This window comes from Thalassospira sp. ABL2_045, from assembly GCF_056161285.1.
Genome location: NZ_JBSWYV010000019.1, coordinates 15,023 through 35,656, shown reverse-complemented (window position 1 = coordinate 35,656; position 20,634 = coordinate 15,023). Strand labels below are relative to the sequence as shown.

Annotated in this window: 15 protein-coding genes; 8 read left to right on the top strand and 7 right to left on the bottom strand. The window is 55.5% G+C overall.

Going from position 1 to position 20,634, the window contains the following annotated elements; all coding sequences use genetic code 11:
* Positions 1-27 precede the first annotated feature (27 nt).
* Together dnaG and ACXAIA_RS19485 are read right to left on the bottom strand one after the other, a co-directional pair.
* Positions 28-1,917, bottom strand: coding sequence for a DNA primase (gene dnaG, locus ACXAIA_RS19490; RefSeq protein ID WP_475350817.1), 1,890 nt, complete (start codon positions 1,915-1,917; stop codon positions 28-30).
* A 161-nt stretch (positions 1,918-2,078) separates the two neighbouring features.
* Entirely contained in the window at positions 2,079-2,534 is a 456-nt protein-coding gene (locus ACXAIA_RS19485) for a GatB/YqeY domain-containing protein (protein ID WP_475350816.1), read from the bottom strand.
* Between the two features lie 368 nt (positions 2,535-2,902).
* Here ACXAIA_RS19485 and carA point away from each other — a divergent pair, with 368 nt between their 5' ends.
* From carA to greA, 3 genes are all read left to right on the top strand, one after another.
* Positions 2,903-4,069, top strand: coding sequence for a glutamine-hydrolyzing carbamoyl-phosphate synthase small subunit (carA, locus tag ACXAIA_RS19480; RefSeq protein WP_475347107.1), 1,167 nt, complete (start codon positions 2,903-2,905; stop codon positions 4,067-4,069).
* 95 nt (positions 4,070-4,164) lie between these two features.
* The gene (carB, locus tag ACXAIA_RS19475) at positions 4,165-7,407 is read left to right on the top strand and encodes a carbamoyl-phosphate synthase large subunit (RefSeq protein ID WP_475350815.1); all 3,243 of its coding nucleotides are present in this window, start codon (positions 4,165-4,167) and stop codon (positions 7,405-7,407) included.
* Positions 7,408-7,509: 102 nt separating this feature from the next.
* Entirely contained in the window at positions 7,510-7,983 is a 474-nt protein-coding gene (gene greA, locus ACXAIA_RS19470) for a transcription elongation factor GreA (protein WP_475350814.1), read from the top strand.
* A 136-nt stretch (positions 7,984-8,119) separates the two neighbouring features.
* Here greA and ACXAIA_RS19465 read toward each other — a convergent pair whose 3' ends face one another.
* The 3 genes from ACXAIA_RS19465 to ACXAIA_RS19455 form a co-directional block, all read right to left on the bottom strand.
* Entirely contained in the window at positions 8,120-9,583 is a 1,464-nt protein-coding gene (locus tag ACXAIA_RS19465) for a methyl-accepting chemotaxis protein (protein WP_475350813.1), read from the bottom strand.
* Between the two features lie 17 nt (positions 9,584-9,600).
* Positions 9,601-9,978, bottom strand: coding sequence for a hypothetical protein (locus ACXAIA_RS19460; protein WP_475347103.1), 378 nt, complete (start codon positions 9,976-9,978; stop codon positions 9,601-9,603).
* 401 nt (positions 9,979-10,379) lie between these two features.
* Positions 10,380-10,865 (bottom strand): Lrp/AsnC family transcriptional regulator, encoded by a 486-nt coding sequence (locus ACXAIA_RS19455; protein ID WP_167720494.1) that lies wholly within the window; start codon positions 10,863-10,865, stop codon positions 10,380-10,382.
* Between the two features lie 346 nt (positions 10,866-11,211).
* Here ACXAIA_RS19455 and trxB point away from each other — a divergent pair, with 346 nt between their 5' ends.
* The 4 genes from trxB to ACXAIA_RS19435 all read left to right on the top strand — a co-directional run bounded on the left by trxB (position 11,212) and on the right by ACXAIA_RS19435 (position 17,126).
* Positions 11,212-12,162, top strand: a complete 951-nt coding sequence (gene trxB / locus ACXAIA_RS19450) for a thioredoxin-disulfide reductase (protein WP_475350812.1) — start codon at positions 11,212-11,214, stop codon at positions 12,160-12,162.
* Positions 12,163-12,473: 311 nt separating this feature from the next.
* Positions 12,474-13,400 (top strand): LysR family transcriptional regulator, encoded by a 927-nt coding sequence (locus ACXAIA_RS19445; RefSeq protein ID WP_475347101.1) that lies wholly within the window; start codon positions 12,474-12,476, stop codon positions 13,398-13,400.
* A gap of 998 nt (positions 13,401-14,398) precedes the next feature.
* A complete protein-coding gene (locus tag ACXAIA_RS19440) occupies positions 14,399-15,790 on the top strand; it encodes an adenylate/guanylate cyclase domain-containing protein (protein WP_475350811.1) in 1,392 nt (463 codons plus the stop codon).
* Positions 15,791-16,655: 865 nt separating this feature from the next.
* Positions 16,656-17,126, top strand: a complete 471-nt coding sequence (locus ACXAIA_RS19435) for a Dps family protein (RefSeq protein ID WP_475350810.1) — start codon at positions 16,656-16,658, stop codon at positions 17,124-17,126.
* A gap of 75 nt (positions 17,127-17,201) precedes the next feature.
* Here the strand turns inward: ACXAIA_RS19435 and ACXAIA_RS19430 are convergent, their stop codons facing one another.
* Entirely contained in the window at positions 17,202-18,461 is a 1,260-nt protein-coding gene (locus ACXAIA_RS19430; protein ID WP_475350809.1) for an amidase, read from the bottom strand.
* Between the two features lie 249 nt (positions 18,462-18,710).
* On the opposite strand from ACXAIA_RS19430, the gene msrP reads away from it, so the two are divergent.
* Positions 18,711-19,679, top strand: coding sequence for a protein-methionine-sulfoxide reductase catalytic subunit MsrP (msrP, locus tag ACXAIA_RS19425; protein WP_475350808.1), 969 nt, complete (start codon positions 18,711-18,713; stop codon positions 19,677-19,679).
* 75 nt (positions 19,680-19,754) lie between these two features.
* On the opposite strand, the gene ACXAIA_RS19420 is transcribed toward msrP, so the two are convergent.
* Positions 19,755-20,525 (bottom strand): substrate-binding periplasmic protein, encoded by a 771-nt coding sequence (locus ACXAIA_RS19420; protein WP_475350807.1) that lies wholly within the window; start codon positions 20,523-20,525, stop codon positions 19,755-19,757.
* Positions 20,526-20,634: the final 109 nt, after the last annotated feature.

Genomic DNA, 20,634 nt, shown 5'->3' with positions numbered 1-20,634 from the left:
TGATCCAGACCACACATTGATCCAAGATCAGTCGTCGAGCTTAAACACTTTCTCCCGGCGTCGGGCGAGATCTTCTCGGCGATGAGAAAACCTTTCCCACTCTTCCTCGCTGGTATCTGCTGCCAACTGTCGGACGGCGTATTTTGCCTCTTCGTCCTCCAGGGAGCTTACAGCCATGGAAAAAACCTGCTTCCAACCCGTCAGGGCCCGTTCAAGCGGCGTTTCGGGCTTGGCGAAAGCAGCGTGCGCTATTACCTCCGCACTGACCACCCGCAAAACTGTCTCTGACAGCCCGTCGCGCTCCAAATGAGCCTTGATCGTCTCGCAATCAAGTCCAGGATCATCGTCAAGCAGCTTTAAGACGGCCCGACGAAGATTGTCAAGCGCGGAGTCTGCACAACTATAGATTCCGAGCTGTTCGCCGATCTCGTCATGCAAGGCAGGATGGTTGATCAGCGTCAGCAAAAGAATGGAGTCCTGCAGGTCGCGCTTCTTTTGCATGGGCGGTCGCGACATGCCCGGCACCGCTTTACCGGCCGGACCCCAGAAATGGTCATTTTTTCCGCGTTTGCCACCCCAGCCGGCCTTTTTATTTTGAAAACCGCCGGAATAACCCGCGCGATTTGCCGGCTTGCCCCCGCGATCGCCCTTGAACAGTTTCCAGATCCGGTCACGGAACATCGCATTATATTGTGAGCGCACCGCTTCATCGGCGATCACGGAAATCCGCTGATTGATCGTCGCTTCAAGCGCAGCCCGCCGTTCGGGCGTGTCAATCTTGTGCGTCCCCACATCCATGCGCCAGACAAGCTCGGCCAGCGGTACTGCATGATCAATAATCTTGCGGAAACTGTTAAAGCCATCCGGGGCGGCCATCAAACTGTCGGGGTCTTCACCCTCCGGCAGGATGGAAAACAGCAATGACTTTCCCGGACGCAGGATCGGCAAGGCCCGCTCAGCCGCCCGCACAGCGGCACGTTTCCCGGCGGCATCCCCATCCAGACACAGGATCGGCTCGTTGGTCATTTTCCAAAGCTCGCCAATCTGTTCTTCGGTCACGGCCGTGCCAAGGGGGGCCACCGCCCCGCGAAAGCCCGCACGATGCAGGGCAATCACATCCATATAGCCTTCGGTGACAATGATCGGCGCATCGTTACGTGATGCTTCGCGCGCCTGCGGCAGGCCATAAAGCAACCGCCCCTTATGAAACAGCGGCGTATCCGGGCTGTTAAGGTATTTCGGCTTGGCATCGCCCATGACGCGCCCGCCAAAGGCCACCACCCGGCCGCGACGATCCAGGATCGGGAACATCACCCGGCCACGGAACCGGTCATAGCTTTGCCGTCCGCTATCTTCGGGCTCGATCAGAAGCCCGGCTTCGATCATCAGCTTTTCGTCGATGTCTTCACGCTTGAGTGCGGCCTTGAGCGCGCCGCGATTATCGGGCGCATAGCCCAGCCGGAAGTCACCAATCGTCTGATCATCAAGCCCGCGCTGATGGAAGTAATCAAGCCCTTCCTTGCCTTCGGGCATGCGCAACATGCGTTCAAAAAACGCACAGGCGGCTTCCATGACCTCATACAGGGTTTTGGCCTTCTGTTCGCGTTCCTGGGCTTCGCGGGACTGTTTGGGGACCTCCATACCGACCTGATTGGCCAGCACTTCGACCGCCTCGACAAAGGTCAGGCCACGGGTATTCATCACAAAGCTGATGACATCGCCATGCGCACCACAGCCAAAGCAGTGATAGAACCCCTTTTGCTCATTGACCGTGAAGGACGGGGATTTTTCCGAATGGAATGGGCACAGCCCGGAATATTCCCGGCCGCGCTTAATCAGCTTCACCGATGTACCGACGACATCCGCCAGTCCCACCCGTGCCCGCAGGTCGTCAAGAAACGACTGGGGAAAGCTCATGTGTGCCCCGTTCCCGTAAGGTCGCAACTTGGCGCTGCGACGAAGTTGATTGGTCCCTGCCCCGGTCGACCTGATTTGATGTGATTATTGTCCGGTCCCGGGACGACGAAAGCCGGACGATTTTACACGCCCGGCTTCCAAATAACAGTGTGCTGTTGCGATTAACCCAACAGTTTTTTGGCAACACCACCGGCTTTGCCGAAATCCATCGTGCCGCTGTATTTTTCGCGAAGGGCGACCATCGTGCGGCCCATATCCTTAAGGCAGGTCGCACCGATATCGGAAACCGTGCCGCGCACGGCTTCTTCGATTTCGTCATCAGACAGCTGGGCTGGCAGGAACTTTTCGATCACTTCGATCTCTTTGGCTTCCTGTTCGGCCAGTTCCGGGCGGTTGCCCTTGGTGTACATTTCAATGCTTTCACGGCGCTGCTTTACCATCGCCTGAAGCAAACTGATGATCTCGTCATCGGAAATGCCGTCCGTGTTGCCGTCGCTCCGTGCGGCAATATCGCGTTCCTTCAGTGCCGCCAGAATGAGGCGCACGGTGGTTACGGAGCAGGCATCCTTAGCAAGGACAGCCTTTTTCAAAGCGTCATTAAGCTGCGATCGCAGCATGGCTCATCTCTGATTCTGTGGAAGAAAGGAGCGAACATACCGCAAAACAGCATTCGACGCAAAGAAAACGTTAACGTCTAAGTTATTGTTTTTATTGATAAAATAAAAGTTTAGATGCGTTCTTGACATGCCATGCCGACTCCCGTAGACATCCGCCAATTTGCCTGCCGGGATCACGCTTTGCCCCGCTTTCAGCATACAACGCTGACGTTCATGACATGGTCAGTTCATCTTGCTGGAAACCACTTGGCGCGTCTGCATGTCCGGTATGCAGGTTAAAGGCAGCCGTTTTTGTCGGCTTGCGCAGAAATATTATATATAAAAAGACTCCGTGTTTCACCGTGGAAAGATCGAAAGGACATTTGCCAATGTCAGCGCCCACGCACACCCCGCCACCTGGTGCTTCTGCCGTTCTGGTTCTTGCAGATGGTTCAGTTTTTTGGGGACGCGGCGTCGGGGCCCGAGGAGAGGTCGTTGGTGAAGTCTGCTTCAACACGTCGATCACGGGCTATCAGGAAATCATGACCGACCCGTCCTACGCCGGTCAGATGATTACCTTCACCTTCCCCCATATCGGCAATGTAGGTACCAACGACGAAGATATCGAAAACGCCAAACCGGTCGCCCTCGGCTGCATCCTGCGCCAGGACATTACCGACCCGTCAAGCTACCGTGCCGAGAAACACTTCAACGACTGGCTGAGCGAACATGGCCGGATCGGGATTGCCGGCGTTGATACCCGCCGCCTGACCAAACGCATCCGGACCGAAGGCGCGCCAAACGGTGTGATCTGCCACAACCCAGACGGCACCTTTGATATCCCCGCCCTCATCGCCAAGGCCAATGACTGGCCGGGTCTTGAAGGCATGGACCTTGCTAAGGATAACAGCTGCACCACAGGATATGACTGGGACGAAGCACTTTGGTCGCGCGAAGGCGGATACGGCAAGGTTGGCAACGCCAAGCACCATGTCGTTGCCATCGACTACGGTGTTAAGCGCAACATTCTGCGCAACCTCGCAAGCCTCGATTGCAAGGTCTCGGTGGTTCCGGCAACCACCCCGGCTGATGAAATTCTTGCGATGAACCCCGATGGCATCTTCCTGTCAAACGGTCCGGGCGACCCGGCGGCGACCGGCGAATACGCCGTGCCGACCATCAAAACCCTGATCGAAAGCGGCAAGCCGGTGTTCGGGATTTGCCTGGGTCATCAGATGATGGCGCTCGCCCTTGGGGCGAAAACCATGAAAATGGATGTCGGCCATCGCGGTGCGAACCACCCGGTCAAGGACACCACCACGGGTGTTGTTGAAATCACATCCCAGAACCACGGCTTTGTCGTCGACAAGGACAGCCTGCCCGACGGCGTCGAAGCGACGCACTTCTCGCTGTTTGACGGATCGCTTGCCGGTCTGCGCCTGAAAGACAAGCCGGTCTTCGCGGTCCAGTATCACCCGGAAGCATCGCCGGGGCCGCATGACAGCCACTACCTGTTCAAACGTTTCGTTGGTCTGATCGAGGACGCCAAAGCCTGACCTGATCCTCAGGACACGCCCAAGATTACGCGATTAACGGACTTAAACGAGGCGGTGCAGCCATCGCGCCCGCCCTGCTAAAAGCGGAAAACGACATGCCGAAACGTACAGATATCAAATCAATCCTCATCGTCGGTGCTGGCCCGATTGTTATTGGTCAGGCTTGCGAGTTTGACTATTCCGGTGCCCAGGCCTGTAAGGCGCTCAAGGAAGAAGGCTACCGCGTCATTCTGGTCAACTCGAACCCGGCGACCATCATGACCGACCCGAACCTGGCCGATGCCACCTATATCGAGCCGATCAAACCGGCCATGGTTGCCAAGATCATCGAAAAGGAACGCCCGGACGCGATCCTGCCGACCATGGGCGGTCAGACAGCCCTTAACACCGCGCTTGCCCTGCATGATGACGGCACGCTCGAAAAATACGGTGTCGAGATGATCGGTGCGAAAAAGCACGTCATCGAAAAGGCCGAAGACCGCCAGCTGTTCCGTGAAGCCATGGACAAGATCGGCCTTGAAAGTGCGCGCTCCGCGATGGTCAGCACCTTCGAAGACGCGGTCAAGGCGCTTGAGGTTACCGGCCTTCCGGCGATCATCCGGCCGAGCTTCACGCTTGGTGGTGAAGGTGGCGGCATTGCCTATAACCGCGAAGAATTCGAGCAGATCGTGCGCAATGGTCTGGCAATCTCGCCGACCCATACGGTTCTGATCGAAGAATCCATTTTGGGCTGGAAAGAATATGAGATGGAAGTGGTCCGCGACCATGCGGATAACTGCATCATCATTTGCTCGATCGAAAACGTCGACCCGATGGGCATCCATACCGGTGACTCGATCACGGTTGCCCCGGCGCTGACCCTGACCGACAAAGAATACCAGATCATGCGCGACGCATCGCTTGCCGTCCTGCGCGAGATCGGTGTCGATACCGGTGGCTCGAACGTTCAGTTCGCGGTCAACCCGGATGACGGTCGTCTGATCGTGATTGAAATGAACCCGCGTGTGTCGCGTTCTTCTGCGCTGGCCTCCAAGGCAACCGGCTTCCCGATTGCCAAAATCGCCGCCAAGCTTGCGGTTGGCTACACGCTTGATGAGCTTGATAACGACATTACCGGCGTCACCCCGGCATCGTTCGAGCCGACCATCGACTATGTCGTCACCAAAATCCCGCGCTTCACCTTTGAAAAGTTCCCGGGCGCCAAGCCGCTTCTGGGCACCGCGATGAAGTCGGTTGGCGAAGCGATGTCGATCGGTGGCTGCTTTGCCGAAAGCCTTCAGAAAGGTCTGCGCTCGATGGAGACCGGGCTTACCGGTCTGAACGAAGTCAAAATCGAAGGCGCACCGGACAAGGCCGCGATCCGCGCCCAGCTGACCCAGCCGATACCGTTCCGGGTACTTTATGCGGCCCAGGCCTTCCGCCACGGCATGACGCTTGAAGAAATCCAGACCGCAACCAAGTTCGATCCCTGGTACCTCAAACAGATCGAAATGCTGGTCGCCGAAGAAGAAAAAGTTAGTGCAAACGGCATTCCGACCGACAAGCAGGAATTGCTGCGTCTCAAGAAGCTTGGCTTCTCGGACGCGCGCCTTGCCGAACTGGCGGGCCGCGAAGAAGACGCCGTGCGCGCCGATCGTCAGGCGCTTGGCCTGCGCCCGGTTTACAAGCGTATCGACACCTGTGCCGCCGAATTCCCGTCACGCACCTCTTACATGTACTCCATGTATGAAGGCGATGGTTTCTTTGAGCCGGAAAACGAGGCCGAAGTCACCGATCGCAAGAAGGTCATCATTCTTGGTGGTGGCCCGAACCGTATCGGTCAGGGCATCGAGTTTGATTACTGCTGTGTGCACGCGGCCTATGCGCTGCGCGAAGCTGGTGTCGAGGCCATCATGGTCAACTGTAACCCGGAAACGGTTTCAACCGACTATGACACCTCGGATCGTCTGTATTTCGAACCGCTGACCGCCGAAGACGTGATCGAGCTCTGCCAGCTTGAACAGTCCAAGGGCGAGCTGATGGGTGTGATTGTTCAGTATGGCGGCCAAACCCCGCTGAAACTTTCTGCAGCACTTGAAAATGCCGGCATTCCGATCCTGGGCACCAGCCCGGACAGCATCGACCTTGCCGAAGACCGTGACCGGTTCCAGGAACTGATCAACAAGCTCGGCATGAAGCAGCCGGCCAACGGCATTGCCCGCTCGGTCGATGAAGCCGTCCAGATCGCCGAAGGCATTGGCTATCCGATCGTCATCCGCCCAAGCTATGTTCTGGGTGGCCGCGCAATGGAAATCGTTCACACCACCGAAGATCTTCTGCGCTACATGCACGAAGCCGTGCAGGTCTCGGGCAAAAGCCCGGTTCTGATCGACAGCTTCCTGCTTGATGCGATTGAAATTGACGCCGATGCGGTCTCGGACGGCGAGCATGTCTTTGTTGCCGGCATCATGCAGCATATCGAAGAAGCCGGTATTCACTCTGGTGACTCGGCCTGCTCGCTGCCGCCCTATTCGCTTGATGACGCGATGATCGAACGCCTTAAGGCTCAGACGGTTGAACTTGCCAAGGCACTTGATGTGGTTGGCCTGATGAACGTGCAGTTCGCGATCAAGGACGAAGAAATCTATCTGATCGAGGTGAACCCGCGTGCCTCGCGTACGGTTCCGTTCGTCGCCAAGGCCACCGGCAACCCGATTGCCAAGATCGGCGCGCGGATCATGGCGGGTGAAAAGCTTGGCGACTTTGACATTGATCACGGTCCGTTCAAGCATATCGCGGTCAAGGAAGCCGTCCTTCCGTTCAACCGCTTCCCGGGTGTCGATACCCTGCTTGGCCCGGAAATGCGCTCGACCGGTGAAGTCATGGGCCTTGATACCGATTTCGGGCGCGCTTTTGCCAAGGCACAGATGGCAGCCGGTCATACCCTGCCACTTGAAGGCAAGGTGTTCATTTCGGTCAAAAACTATGACAAGCCTGCCGCTATTCAACTGGCACGCGACGCCATTGCGCTTGGTTTTGGCGTGGTTGCGACCCACGGAACCGCACAAGCTCTTGAAAAAGAAGGGCTGGACGTCACCCCGGTCAATAAGGTACAGGAAGGACGTCCCCACATTGTGGACATGATGAAGAACGGCGATATCAAACTGGTGTTCAACACCACCGAGAGCAAACAGGCCGTGGTCGACAGTTTCTCGATCCGCCGCACCGCTCTTACCGATGACATCCCGTACTACACCACTGTCGCCGGTGCCCGCGCCACGTTGCGCGCCATCGACAACCTGAAACGCGGCGCACTTGCAGTCCGTCCCGTTCAGGAATATCTTGGGGACAAGTACTAAGGTTCTCTTTTGAACCAAAGGCAAGAATTCAGACCGCCCGGCGGGATGCCGGGCGGTTGATTTTGTAGTATCGACCGCTAATAAGAATAGGCTGTGAGCGCGATGGAAAAAGTACCAATGACCCCCCAGGGGCATCAGCGTCTCGAAGAAGAACTGAAGCATCGCAAGTCCGTCGAACGTCTTGAAATCATCAAGGCCATCGCGGATGCCCGCGAGCATGGCGATCTTTCGGAAAATGCCGAATACCATGCCGCACGCGAACGCCAAAGTTTCTGCGAAGGTCGTATTGCCGAGCTCGAAGACGTGCTCAGCCGCTCCGAAGTCATCGACGTGCCATCACTGGCCGGCGATGTCGTGAAATTCGGCGCAAAGGTAGAGCTCGTTGACGAAGACACCGACGAGGAAACCACCTATCAGGTGGTTGGTCCGATCGAAGCCGACATCAATGCCGGCCGTATCTCGACCACATCCCCGATCGGGCGTGCTCTGATTGGCAAGTCGGTCGGTGACTCTGTCGAAGTCACCGTCCCGGGCGGCATCAAAAGCTATGAAATTCTGAAGGTCGATTTTTCCTGACCCGGAAACAACTGATCAGCATCAGGGCCCGGGAAATTCCCGGGCCTTTTTCGTTTCAGACTTTCATTCGAGACACAGACACAAAAAATCCGGGCAAGATGCCCGGATTTTTTGCTGGTTGGGATGCTTGTTAGCCTTATTCGGATTTTGCCAACTGATCGAGAACCGCTTCGACATTGCGGTTAAGATCGGTTGCTTCTGATCCAAGCTGATCTGCACTGCCCAGAAGTTCGGTCGCGGTTTGACCCGTCTGATCGGAAATTTCCGATAGCTGATGGATCAGGTCTGACAGATCACGGGTCGCATCGACCGTGACATTCAGGCTTTGGGCAATCTCGCGCGATGCGGCCTGCTGCTGGTCCATGGTCGAGGAAATCGTGGTGGTGACTTCCACCAGATCACCGATGGTCTCCGAAACCCCATTCACCGCCGAAACGGAATCGCCCGTTGCGGCCTGGATTTCCGAGATCTGCTGGGCAATCTCGTCGGTTGCACGCGCAGTCTGGTTGGCAAGGTTTTTCACCTCGTTTGCCACCACGGCAAAGCCCTTGCCGGCTTCCCCGGCACGGGCCGCCTCGATCGTCGCATTCAGGGCCAGAAGGTTGGTTTGGGACGCAATATCGGTAATCAGATTGACGACCTCGCCGATCTTCTCGGCTGCTTTTGACAGCCATTCGATCCGCTCACTCGCCGTCGAGGACCGCGAAACCGCATTGTCGGTGATCTCGCGGGCGCGGACGACTTGACGGGAAATCTCTTCGGCTGATGCATTGATCTCATCAACGGCGGATGCCGCCGACTGCACGTTCTGCGAGGTTTCCTCGGACGCGTGGACCGCGCCGACAGACGCCTCACGACCGGTACGTGCCCGATCATCAAGAAGCTGGGCGCGTTCTTGCAGTTGAAGCGATTCCGCATCCACCGCACTGGCAGACTTACCAATCATCGAAGTGATCTGATCGGCCAGTTCACGTTTGAAGTTTTCACGTTCGATCTTGCGCTGATCACGCAGTCGCTCGTTTTGTGCCAGAAGGTCCTGTGCGGATTTTGCCGCTTCTTCGGCTTCGGCCCGTGCGGTATCGGCATTGGTCAGTGTCGAGTAAAGGCTTTTGCACGACCAGATCAGAACCCCGGCTTCGACAATCACGACCACCGCATGCAGAACCACCCGGAAGAAGTCGGCGCCATTCGGGAACACCCAATAGGGCACGGCAAAGTTCAGAATCAGGTGGTGCAGGGCAATAACGCCAGCGGCAACCACAATCGTTTTCCAGCAGACCAGCGCGCCAAGCACAGCCAAGGCTGCAAAGAAATACATGTGAATGTCGAGCTGCCATTCATGCCCGCGGAAGGCATAGACCAGAACCGCGACCTGCAGGATCATGGCAGAGGACACAATAAAGCGCGAAATCTGCGCCTGCGGTCCCGCCCCCCGGCAGACAACAAATGCAATAGCGGCAAAAACCGCGCTGGCAATAAGCGGTGATAGCGCGTCACCGCTTGCAAAATAACCGGCAACCGCACTGAGAACGATATGCACGACCAAAATGACAAACAGCGCCTTTATCGCAATGGCACGAATTTCGAGTAACTTTTCCATAGGCTTCCACCCAAATATCAGAAGGCTTTTATATCTTCGTCCGCGTCAAAACAGGCTGATGCGACAAGCGGCGACAAGGCAAACAAAGCGCCGAAATCATCAGCTTCGGGCACCGCGCCATCGTCACGTATAACGACCGCCATATGCCCAAAGCCGCCAAATCTCGAGACGCGACCACCGGAAGCCCCGACCCGCTCAAGGATTTCCTCTTCACTCATGGCAAAAGGAAACACCATTCCCACACCCGCCAGCGCGTCGGAAGGGCGATAAGACAGAACGACCAGCAACATTACACCGGCAATCGCAAACAGCATTGTCGGCACGATTCCACGCCAATCGTCTTCCTCAACAGCTGGAATTACATCGGGTTCAAGTTCTTTTTGAAACGCTTCCAATTACGATCCCAAGACAATCACTATCCTAAGAGATAAACAATACACCATTGGCATAGGTACTTACTACTTAATGCCCTTGCCACGTCACTGACAAGGACTTTCACCCATACGCTTAGTGTTCACCATCCGGTAAACGTGCGCCATCACACCGTTTAACTTATTGTTTCTGTGTACCTTTCCACGGTGTGAACCCGGCCTGGATCACATCTTGAGGATGATGCATGGCTCCCTTGTTCAACGGGCATAACGCGACCGCAACACGGATAGGTTTTGGACATGATCCCTTGCCCCGGCCCTTGCAAGGGTCGCAAAACAAATAAACCGGCGTGAAAAAGCGCCGGTTTTTCCGCCTTGATCAGGAATGTCAGCTCAGATGTTGAATATCTGTGGGCGCATCGCGCTCAATCGTCGACGTCGATATCGATCGGAACGCCCGGCATATTCTTCGCCGTTCGAATCGAAAGTGCTGATTTGACGTGGTTGACGTTCTCGGCAACGGTCAGTTCGGTGGTCAGGAACTTCTGATATTCGTCCCAGCTGTGCGACACGATCTTAAGCAGGAAGTCCATTTCGCCGGCCACCATGTGGCATTCGCGAACTTCCGGCCATTCTGCGGCACGGGCTTCAAAGGCGCGCAGATCATGTTCAGCCTGACTTGCCAGCCCGACCATCGCAAACACGGTGACGTTATAGCCAAGTGCCTGCGCATCGACTTCGGCGTGATAGCCCTGAATGAATCCGGTTTCTTCGAGTGCGCGCACACGACGCAAGCAAGGGGGCGCTGAAATACCTGCACGGCGTGCAAGTTCCACATTGGTCATGCGGCCATCTTCCTGCAGATCGCGCAAAATCCTGCGGTCGATCTTGTCGAGTTTGACCCGTTGCATTTATTCCTCGATTCTGTGCGCGAAAGTTACCCCGATTGAAACAATATTACAGCGAGGCAAGTTGCTGGCAATAATATAATCGACGCAAGAATGCAATCTTGCGCTTTGATGCCGTAACTGAAAATGCTGCAAAATCCGGTTTTTGACCGTTGCACGACCTGCTTGCGGCGGGGCACTCCAAGCCGGCTGGCCTTTTACAAATTCTACCCGCCCCAAGCGTGGAATGCCCTCTTTGCCAAAACACGCATTGGCGTGTGCAAACTTTTCCTCTGGCGGTTGCGTCTTGGGCGCTCTCCCCATATGTTCGACGTCAGTTTTTTACTCATCTCGGACAATTACAAAGACCATGGCCCAGGAACATCAGACCAAAGTCCTCATCATCGGATCCGGCCCTGCCGGGTACACTGCTGCGATCTATGCTGCGCGCGCCAACCTTGAACCCATGATGGTCATGGGCCTTCAGCCTGGCGGTCAGCTGACGATTACCACCGATGTCGAAAACTATCCGGGCTTTGCCGATGTCATTCAGGGCCCGTGGCTTATGGATCAGATGAAAGCCCAGGCCGAACATGTCGGCACCAAAATGGTGCATGACCTGATCACCGAAGTCGATTTCTCCAAACGCCCATTCGTCTGCAAGGGCGACTCCGGTGATACCTATATTGCCGAAACCGTGATCATCTCGACCGGTGCACAGGCCCGCTGGCTGGGTCTTCCGGGCGAAGAGAAATTCAATGGCCGCGGCGTTTCGGCCTGCGCGACCTGCGACGGCTTCTTCTATCGCAACAAGCCGGTCACGGTTGTCGGCGGCGGCAACACCGCCGTTGAAGAAGCCCTTTATCTGGCTGGTATTTGCTCCAAGGTGACCCTGATCCACCGTCGCGACGAACTGCGTGCGGAAAAGATGCTTCAGGAACGCCTGCTCAAGCATGAGAAAATCGACGTTGTCTGGGACAGTGTCGTTGAAGACATTCTCGGCGGCGACGGTCCGATGGATGGCGTTGAAGCCGTGCGTGTGCGCAACGTCAAAACCGACGAAACTCTCGACATCCCGGCAGATGGCTTCTTTGTTGCCATCGGTCATGATCCGGCAACCGCCGTCTTCAAGGATCAGGTCGATATGGATGACGAGAACTATATCCTCGTCAAGCCGGGCACCACAGTAACCAATGTCGAAGGCGTTTATGCCGCAGGCGATGTCACCGACAAGGTTTACCGTCAGGCCGTCACGGCGGCGGGCATGGGCTGCATGGCTGCCCTCGAAGCTGAAAAGTTCATCGCCGAGAACGAAGCCTGATCTTTCGCTACAGATGATCCAAACGACAAAGGGGACGCTTCTGGCGGCCCCTTTTTTAATGGTTCCATCTTGGCGCGATCCCGCCACCAGCCTGACATTGGACCCCAAATCGCGACGCGCCCCGCCCCCTGCTTTAAAATGTCTTCTTGCAGAAAACGCCACAGGCCTCATATTGATTGAATAATCATGTACTTGGTCAAAGCCTGTGACGCACTTAATAGTGTGGAAACCAAATTGGCCATAAAAGAAGAGAACCATTATCAGGGGTCTGGCGCATCGACCGTGCGCTGGTGACATCTAGGAGCAGGTCTATGGACTGGGACAAGCTGCGTGTGTTTCACGCTGTTGCCGAAGCCGGGAGCTTCACCCACGCAGGGGAAAACCTTAATCTGAGCCAGTCGGCCGTCAGCCGACAGATCAGCGCACTCGAAGAAAGCGTGAAAGTCCCGCTTTTCCATCGTCATGCGCGTGGCCTGATCCTGACCGAACAGGGTGAGCTGCTCTATCGCACGGCCCACGATGTTTTCGCCAAGCTGTCCATGGCCGAGGCGCGCATTCGCGAATCAAAGGAACGCCCCAGTGGCCCGCTCAAGGTCACGACAACGGTTGCCTTTGGCTCGACCTGGCTGACCCCGCGTATCAACGAGTTTTTGGAACGCTATCCGGAAATCGAACTGTCGCTGGTGCTCAATGACGAGGAACTCGATCTTGCCATGCGCGAGGCCGATGTTGCCATCCGCATGCAACCACCTCGTCAGGCGGACCTTGTCCAGCGCCAGTTGATGACGCTGCGCTATCATGTGTTTGCATCGCCCGAATACATCAAACAGTTCGGCATGCCCAAAACCCCGGAAGAGCTTAAAGATCACCGCCTGATCATTTATGGTGCGGATGCCCGCCCGCCGGTTTCCAACGTCAACTGGATGATGGCAACCGCCCAGCAGTTCAAACCGGACATGCGTCCGATTCTGAAGCTGAACAATATCTATGGCATCTTCCGTGCGACCGAGTCTGGCTTGGGTATTTCCGCCCTGCCGGATTATCTGTTGCCGTCCAACAGCAATCTGGTGCGCATCCTGCCGGAACTCGAAGGGCCAAGCTTTGATGCCTATTTCGTCTATCCGGAAGAACTGCGCCATTCCAAACGCATCGCCGTCTTCCGTGACTTCCTGATCGAGGAAATCACCAAGGTCAAGGCAAAGGCCGCCGCAGCTGCGAGCGCAACGACCGACAAATAGCCGCCAGAAACCACGGCTATCAAAGACTTTCACACAGCCCGGCCATGCCGGGCTGTTGTCGTTTGGGTGCCCTTGCCTCCAAGCATTCGCCGTCGCCAATAGCCCCCTGTGATAAGAAACGGAAATTTCAACCATCAGAGGGCGATTTTCACATCACGCAATGAACATCAAAGCGCGTGAAACGGTGACCGTGCCATAATGTCTTAAAATTGCTGACATTTTATTGTCATGCGTTTGGCGCATGGTTGATTTGTAGTTATTCAATTTTCAATCCACTCAGAGCTCACCTATATTCACATCATAAGTTGTGAGCAGCCGCACAAAGCGTGATCGCTCCGACTTCCTGATTTTGGACGTTTCGTCCGCCGGAACGATATCCGGCACGGGAATCTTCCCTAGATTCCCTACGTCTCCCAGACGTGAAGCCTCCCTGATAAACTTGCCGGGCACATTGATGCCCGGCATTTTTTTTGTGCTCCCGCACAATGAATTCACCCTCCAAACAGTGATCCAGTCCGAAAACGGCTTAGCACCCGAATATATTTCTTTTTGATATCAATTAGTTACACTGACACTTCGCACCTCTGAAGATTTATGCAGAAAATGCATGGCTGAAAAAGCAATTTGGCAGTGGTCATTATCGTCAAAAACGCTATCTTCCCTCTCGAACCGCAGCGGCAAACGCCGCACCGCGGTACAGAGTTTTCTCCCTGACCGACTATGTCGGTCATTAGCCGGACGCCCTGTCCGGCTTACCCAGGGCCCTGCGAAGGGTCCTACGTCTCCCAGACGTGAAGCCTCCCTGATAAACTTGCCGGGCACATTGATGCCCGGCTTTTTTTTTTTGCTTTATCCCCTGCCGATAGCCGATCCCCGCACGCAGCTGTGATCACCCGTCATCGCATCGCGACTTGGCAAGCAACGCTTGTGGTTCCACTATGGGTGCCATCACTGTGTCCATAAAAGACACCCATCTGAATGATCGGGACACCGGCACCATGAAAAGCACGCTAAGTGCCTTCCTGTTTGGCAAGAACGCCAACAGCCATCTGCCAGAACGCGTGCAAAGCGCGATTGAAAAGCAGCAATATGAAAGCGAAAAGCTCATCGGCTGGGTACAACTGCTGTTGGTGACAATCTTTGCAAGCCTCTATGTCATCTCGCCCAAAACGGCGATGTCCGATGGCATCCATCCGGTGCCCTGGGCACTTGGCCTGTATTACCTGTTTACCCTCAAACGTTTGGCACTGACTTATCGCAACAAACTGACCGACTGGTTCCTGACCCTGTCGGTGATTGCCGATATCGGACTTCTGATGGTCCTGATCTGGAGCTTTCATATCCAGTACATGCAACCGGCCAGCTTCTATCTCAAAGCGCCGACCGTGCTTTATGTCTTTATCTTCATTGCGCTGCGAAGCTTGCGCTTCGATCCGCGCTATATCCTGATTGCCGGCGGCACGGCGGCGGCGGGCTGGATCATCCTGACCGGCTATGTCATCTGGTCGGAAGGCGGCAAAAGCATGATCACGCGCGATTATGTCACCTACCTGACCTCGAACTCGATTCTGATCGGGGCCGAAGTCGACAAGATCATCGCCATCGTTCTGGTCACAGCCGTTCTGACGATTGCCGTCATGCGCGCCAAACGATCCTTTATCCGGGCGGTGACCGATGAAATTGCCGCGCGTGATCTGTCGCGCTTTGTCTCACCCGAAATTGCCGATCGCATTACCCACGCGGAACAACAGATCCGTCCGGGCGATGGCGATGCGGTCAATGCCACGGTGATGTTTACCGACATCGAGGGCTTTTCGTCGGTCTCTGAGAAACTCGCGCCAAAAGAACTGGCCACCATGCTCAATGAGTATTTTACCGAAACCAGTGCGATGATTTCGCATTTTGGTGGTGTGATCACCCAGTTTGAAGGTGATGCGATGCTGATCACCTTTAACGCTGTCACCCCTGATAGCGACCATGCACTCAATGCAGTGCGCACCGCCCTTGCCATTCAGGACCTCGCAAATCGGCGTATCTATTGCCATGGCGGGCAGCTTAGAACCCGCTGCGGCATCAATTCCGGCGAGATTGTCGTCGGTGCGGTCGGCTCCGAAAGCCGCCTGACCTTCACCGTCCATGGCGACAACGTCAACATCGCCTCCCGGCTTGAGTCGCTGAATAAGGAGTTCGGCACTTACATCCTCGCGACCGAGGACACCGTGCATGCCTGCGGCAACCATGATGACATTCCGGCATGGGAAGAACGGGGCGACGTCACCGTGCGCGGGCGCAAGAAGCCGACAAAGATATTCTCGCTCTCACCGATGAAAAATTCTGTGCCTGTTTCGGATCAGGCGACAGACAGCACAGTCGCATCTCGCGACGGATAAAGCCGCCCTCAACATCTCGACCATTGGCGCCGGACAAATTAAAAGCCCGGGGAGCTTGAAGCTCGCCCGGGCTTTGGGGACAGATGGTCTTGGGGAGACCTGTCAGATGCGCTGCCTTGCCCGTGGGGTGCAATGACGCCTTGGGGGGGAGGTAAAACGTCTTTTTCGGGCCTCGATGCCGTGAGGGAGAGCACCGCATCGATGTTTTCGCATCCGACAGTTAGGAATATGCCTTTGAAATGCGGCTCAAAAATCGGTGATTGGTGACATTTTGGGGGCAAATTGCGGCAATTGCGGCATAGAACACCCGCCCGGCAAGCATCCCCGAAATCCGGACAAAAAAAGTGGGGCGGGATAAAACCCGCCCCAATCTATTCGGGGTCATCATGGTCTTGGGGAGACCAGGTCAGTCGGGGTGTTTCAGGTGGGGGAACAGCCTGAAACCAATCGGGCCAGCATCGTGAGGGGGGACAGAGACTGCTGACCGCGTCCTCGACTGACAGTTGTGAATGTGCCCTGAAATCAAGGCGGGAAAACAGGTCACATTGGGCCATTTCGGGGCGAATTGTGTTCCAATCAAGGCACTAGAAACCCAACCCATTGATTTTATTGAGTCCGCCAAATGCAAACCCGGCCCAAAACCTATGAAATTCTTTTTTTGCCCGTATGCCCACCACACTCCAATGATCGGATTCGGCCATATCGATGGCCCACGGGAATATCCCTACTTTCAGTAATAGAATTGCCCTATCGCAAACAATTAAACAATCAATTGGTGTAATTAGAAAATATCTTGCATACTCTTTTCAATGTAAAAGAGAACACACATACCCGCTTGCTTCTAAAGCGGCGAAAGGAGATAACCATGCAGATTGATATTGGCATCAATGAATCCAACCGCACCGAGATCGCCGACGGCCTTGGCCGGGTTCTGGCAGACAGCTACGCCCTGTATCTCAAAACGCACAATTTCCATTGGAACGTCACCGGCCCGATGTTTAATGCCCTGCACAACATGTTCGAGGAACAGTATACCGAACTGGCAACAGCCGTTGACGAAATCGCCGAGCGCATCCGGTCGCTGGGAGCGTTTGCCCCGGCCAGCTTCTCGGCCTATGGCGAACTGACCGCGATCAAGGAAGAAAAAGGTGTGCCCGCCGCCAAAGAAATGATTGCACAGCTGGTTTCGGGCCACGAGACCGTGATCAAGACCGCACGTTCGCTTTATGCCCTGTGCGATAGCGCTGACGATGACGCCACTGCAGACCTTCTGACCGCCCGCATTCAGGTCCATGAAAAAACCGCCTGGATGCTGCGTTCCCTGCTCGAAGGCTAAACCCCGATTTATCCCGTCCCAACGCAAAACGGCCCGGATTTCTCCGGGCCGTTTTTCTATGCACACACTACCAAATCAGGCAAACAGTGCGTCAATCAGGCGGCCCACATTCAGGACGACCTTGTCCTGCCCGTGCGGTGCCGCAATCATCAGGGCGGCTGGCGCCTTTTCACCGGGAATATCAACCGGCATTGAAAGCGCGCAGGCATCAACCAGATTAAGCATCCCCGTATTACGCAGCATCAGCGGGTTCAGGGTTTCGATATCGGCTTCAACCTCGGCAATCTTTGGCGCCATGCGAGCAAGGGTCGGTGCGATCATGACATCCACATCGGCAAGTGCGGCCCCGAAACGGGCAATAACATCGGTGCGTTTGGCATAGGCCGCGATGACGTCATCCTTGGTCAGGCCATCGGCAAACTTCAAGCGCGACAGAACATATGGATCGCCGCAGGTTTCAAGGGCGGCGAAATCCTTGGCATAGATCGCGTTTGCCTCACTCGACACCAGATCACGGGTCACAAGGGCATTCTCGGCAATAAATCCAAGATCAATCTCGATCAGCTCATGCCCCGCCTTGCGCAGGGTGTCACAGATCATCTCGAAATCGGCCTTTACCCGATCCGAAACATCATTGGTAAAGGCATTGATCGGCACCCCGATCCGAAGCTTTTTATGCTCCGGCTGCGGGACGCTTTGCCCACTGATGACCTCAAACACCGAAATCGCGGTCTCAAGATCGCGCGCCAAGGGCCCGGGCGTGTCAAAGCTTTCAGCCAGCGGCAAAATACCTGTTCTGGGCACAGAAAGGCGACTTGGCTTAAAGCCGTAAAGACCATTAATTGCCGACGGAATGCGGATCGAGCCCCCGGTATCCGTCCCCATCGCAATATCTACCAGACCGAGACCTGCACTCACCCCGGCACCGGATGACGAGCCACCAGGGATCCCTTCCGGGTCAAACACATTGCCCGGTGTGCCGTAATGCGGATTAAGCCCGACCCCGGAATAGGCAAACTCGCTCATGCTCGTGCGGCCAAACGGAATGGCGCCCGCCGCCTTGATCCGGCGCACGCATTCGCAATCCTCTATGGCCGGTGCACGATCCATCAGGAGCTTGGATGCGGCTGTTGTCCGAACCCCGGCCTCATCATAGAGATCCTTGATCGACACCAGCATACCGCCAAGCGGCGCCCCGGGGTTTTGCGCGCAATATTTTTCGGCCTCTGCGGCGGCTTCTAAAATCCGCTCGGAATCAAACTCGGTAAAGATCTTGCCTTTCAGATCGCCAAGTTCATTGACCTTGTCGATTGCCGCTTTTGCCTTATCGATCATTGCACCCATCTGACACCCCGATTTGCTGTTTGTCGCGATAAAACAAATCCGTACGATCCGTCCCGCGCATTCTGTTTCACTGTCATAGGATGGCGCATGCGTGCGATCAAGGATCAGATCGGCAATTTCTCCCGTACAACCCTGATAACAACCGCAAAGGGTCATCGTTTCACCAAACGATCACCGAGCCGTGACTTGCCCAAATCGGCTTTTGCACGGACAGTAGCCCAAGGATCAACGGAGGACGCCATGCTGATACGCCGCAAGAAGGGATGGGAAATCCCTGAAAAAGACGCCACACCGGAATCAATCTATAAAAACCGCCGCCAGTTCCTTAAGGGCATCGCGGCCGGATCAATCGGCGCAACGGCATCGAGCCTCCCGCTTGGCAGCGCACTGGCGCAAGGGTCTGGCACCACAGCCGATCTTTATCCGGTTGATCGCAACCCGGCCTATACGGTCGAACGCGAAATGACCGAAAAGGCCAAGGCGCTGACCTATAACAACTTCTACGAATTCGGATCGCACAAATCGATCTCGCAAGCCGCCCAAGCCATGCGCATCCGCCCCTGGACCGTGGTGATTGACGGGCTGGTCGAAAAGCCGATCGAAATTGATTTCGAAGACCTGGTTCGCAAGATGCCGCTCGAAGAACGCGTCTATCGCTTCCGCTGCGTTGAAGCCTGGGCAATGACCGTGCCGTGGTCCGGTTTCCCGATGAAGGCGCTGGTTGATTTCGCAAAGCCCCTGTCAGGTGCGAAATACGTTGAAATGGAAACCGCCAGCCAAAAGGACACCATGCCGGGCCTGCGCCAATTCTGGTATCCGTGGCCCTATATCGAAGGGCTTTCGATGGCCGAGGCCACCAACGAACTGACCATGATTGCCACCGGCATCTACGGCGAAGAACTGCCCAAGCAGAATGGCGCGCCGCTGCGTCTGGTGACGCCTTGGAAGTACGGCTTCAAGAACATCAAATCCATCGTGCGCTTTACCTTCACCGACAAGCGCCCCAAAAGCTTCTGGGAAGACATCAACGCCGACGAATATGGCTTCTGGGCCAACGTAAACCCCGAAGTCCCCCACCCGCGCTGGTCACAGGCGCATGAACGCCTGCTCAATAACGGCGAAAGCGTGCCCACCCGGATCTACAACGGCTACGGCGAATATGTCGCAGATATCTATAAGGGCATGGAGAACGAACGTCTGTTTATGTAATCAGCATCCCTTCGCGCCAAAACACAAAAGCCGGTGTCATCAAACACCGGCTTTTTGCATGACATCCCCACAGGATTACGAGTCCGTTTGGGCGTAGTGGCCATAAATCTCTTCAAACGTGCCGTCATGACGCATCTCGATCAGATGCTTCTCAAGAACGGTAAAACTGCCATCAATGAAAAAGTCGGACTGGCGTGATAGCGCAATGAAAGATGGCTGTCCCTGTATCAACAGATCGGCTTTCTTGATCCGAAATGGTCCGAATTCCCGGATATGGGCCGCGGCCAGAAGTTCTGGTGCGATCAGGGCATCAATCCTGTGAAGATCGAGCATCTTGAACAGCGTTTCATAATCAACGGCCTCGACAAAGCGGATGTCGCGCGCGTCATTCAGCTTCCAGCCATAATTGGCCCCGCGTAAAACGCCGACCGACTTGCGCCGAAGGTCCTTGACCTCAATCACATTCGCATCCACCTCGCCGGTATAGATCACCTTTGGCTCATTCGGAAGCGCCGCCCCAAAATAATACATGTATTCCGCACGTTCATCGGTGCGGTTGGGGCCAAGCATCAAGTCTGCTTCGCCAATTTCCATCAGGAAAAGCGCGCGTTTAAACGGCACGACGTCGAACACAAGGTCAATCTCCGCACGCCTGGCGGCTTCCCGTATGACATCAACATAAATGCCGCTATAGACCGGCTCATCAAGTGTTTCGGTAACAATGCGATACGGCGGGGCGTCGTTGATCGCAACAACCAATGTCCGCGCAGCAACGTCATTGCCAAACCATCCTGCTCCAAACAGGAATACCGTGATGCCCAGGCACCAGGCGATCAGACGCCGCATCAAGCTTACTCCATCTCGATCACACCGCACTTTGCGGCGCTTCTTTTATATGTGATCGCGATGAATATTCTCAACAGCGAATACAACCGGTGTTTGCAAAATATCCAGG

Excerpts from the sequence above, each read along its gene's own strand:
- dnaG (WP_475350817.1), bottom strand. The coding sequence starts at position 1,917 with ATGAGCTTTCCCCAGTCGTTTCTTGACGACCTGCGGGCACGGGTGGGA.
- ACXAIA_RS19485 (WP_475350816.1), bottom strand. The coding sequence starts at position 2,534 with ATGCTGCGATCGCAGCTTAATGACGCTTTGAAAAAGGCTGTCCTTGCT.
- carA (WP_475347107.1), top strand. The coding sequence starts at position 2,903 with ATGTCAGCGCCCACGCACACCCCGCCACCTGGTGCTTCTGCCGTTCTG.
- carB (WP_475350815.1), top strand. The coding sequence starts at position 4,165 with ATGCCGAAACGTACAGATATCAAATCAATCCTCATCGTCGGTGCTGGC.
- greA (WP_475350814.1), top strand. The coding sequence starts at position 7,510 with ATGGAAAAAGTACCAATGACCCCCCAGGGGCATCAGCGTCTCGAAGAA.
- ACXAIA_RS19465 (WP_475350813.1), bottom strand. The coding sequence starts at position 9,583 with ATGGAAAAGTTACTCGAAATTCGTGCCATTGCGATAAAGGCGCTGTTT.
- ACXAIA_RS19455 (WP_167720494.1), bottom strand. The coding sequence starts at position 10,865 with ATGCAACGGGTCAAACTCGACAAGATCGACCGCAGGATTTTGCGCGAT.
- trxB (WP_475350812.1), top strand. The coding sequence starts at position 11,212 with ATGGCCCAGGAACATCAGACCAAAGTCCTCATCATCGGATCCGGCCCT.
- ACXAIA_RS19445 (WP_475347101.1), top strand. The coding sequence starts at position 12,474 with ATGGACTGGGACAAGCTGCGTGTGTTTCACGCTGTTGCCGAAGCCGGG.
- ACXAIA_RS19440 (WP_475350811.1), top strand. The coding sequence starts at position 14,399 with ATGAAAAGCACGCTAAGTGCCTTCCTGTTTGGCAAGAACGCCAACAGC.
- ACXAIA_RS19435 (WP_475350810.1), top strand. The coding sequence starts at position 16,656 with ATGCAGATTGATATTGGCATCAATGAATCCAACCGCACCGAGATCGCC.
- ACXAIA_RS19430 (WP_475350809.1), bottom strand. The coding sequence starts at position 18,461 with ATGATCGATAAGGCAAAAGCGGCAATCGACAAGGTCAATGAACTTGGC.
- msrP (WP_475350808.1), top strand. The coding sequence starts at position 18,711 with ATGCTGATACGCCGCAAGAAGGGATGGGAAATCCCTGAAAAAGACGCC.
- ACXAIA_RS19420 (WP_475350807.1), bottom strand. The coding sequence starts at position 20,525 with ATGCGGCGTCTGATCGCCTGGTGCCTGGGCATCACGGTATTCCTGTTT.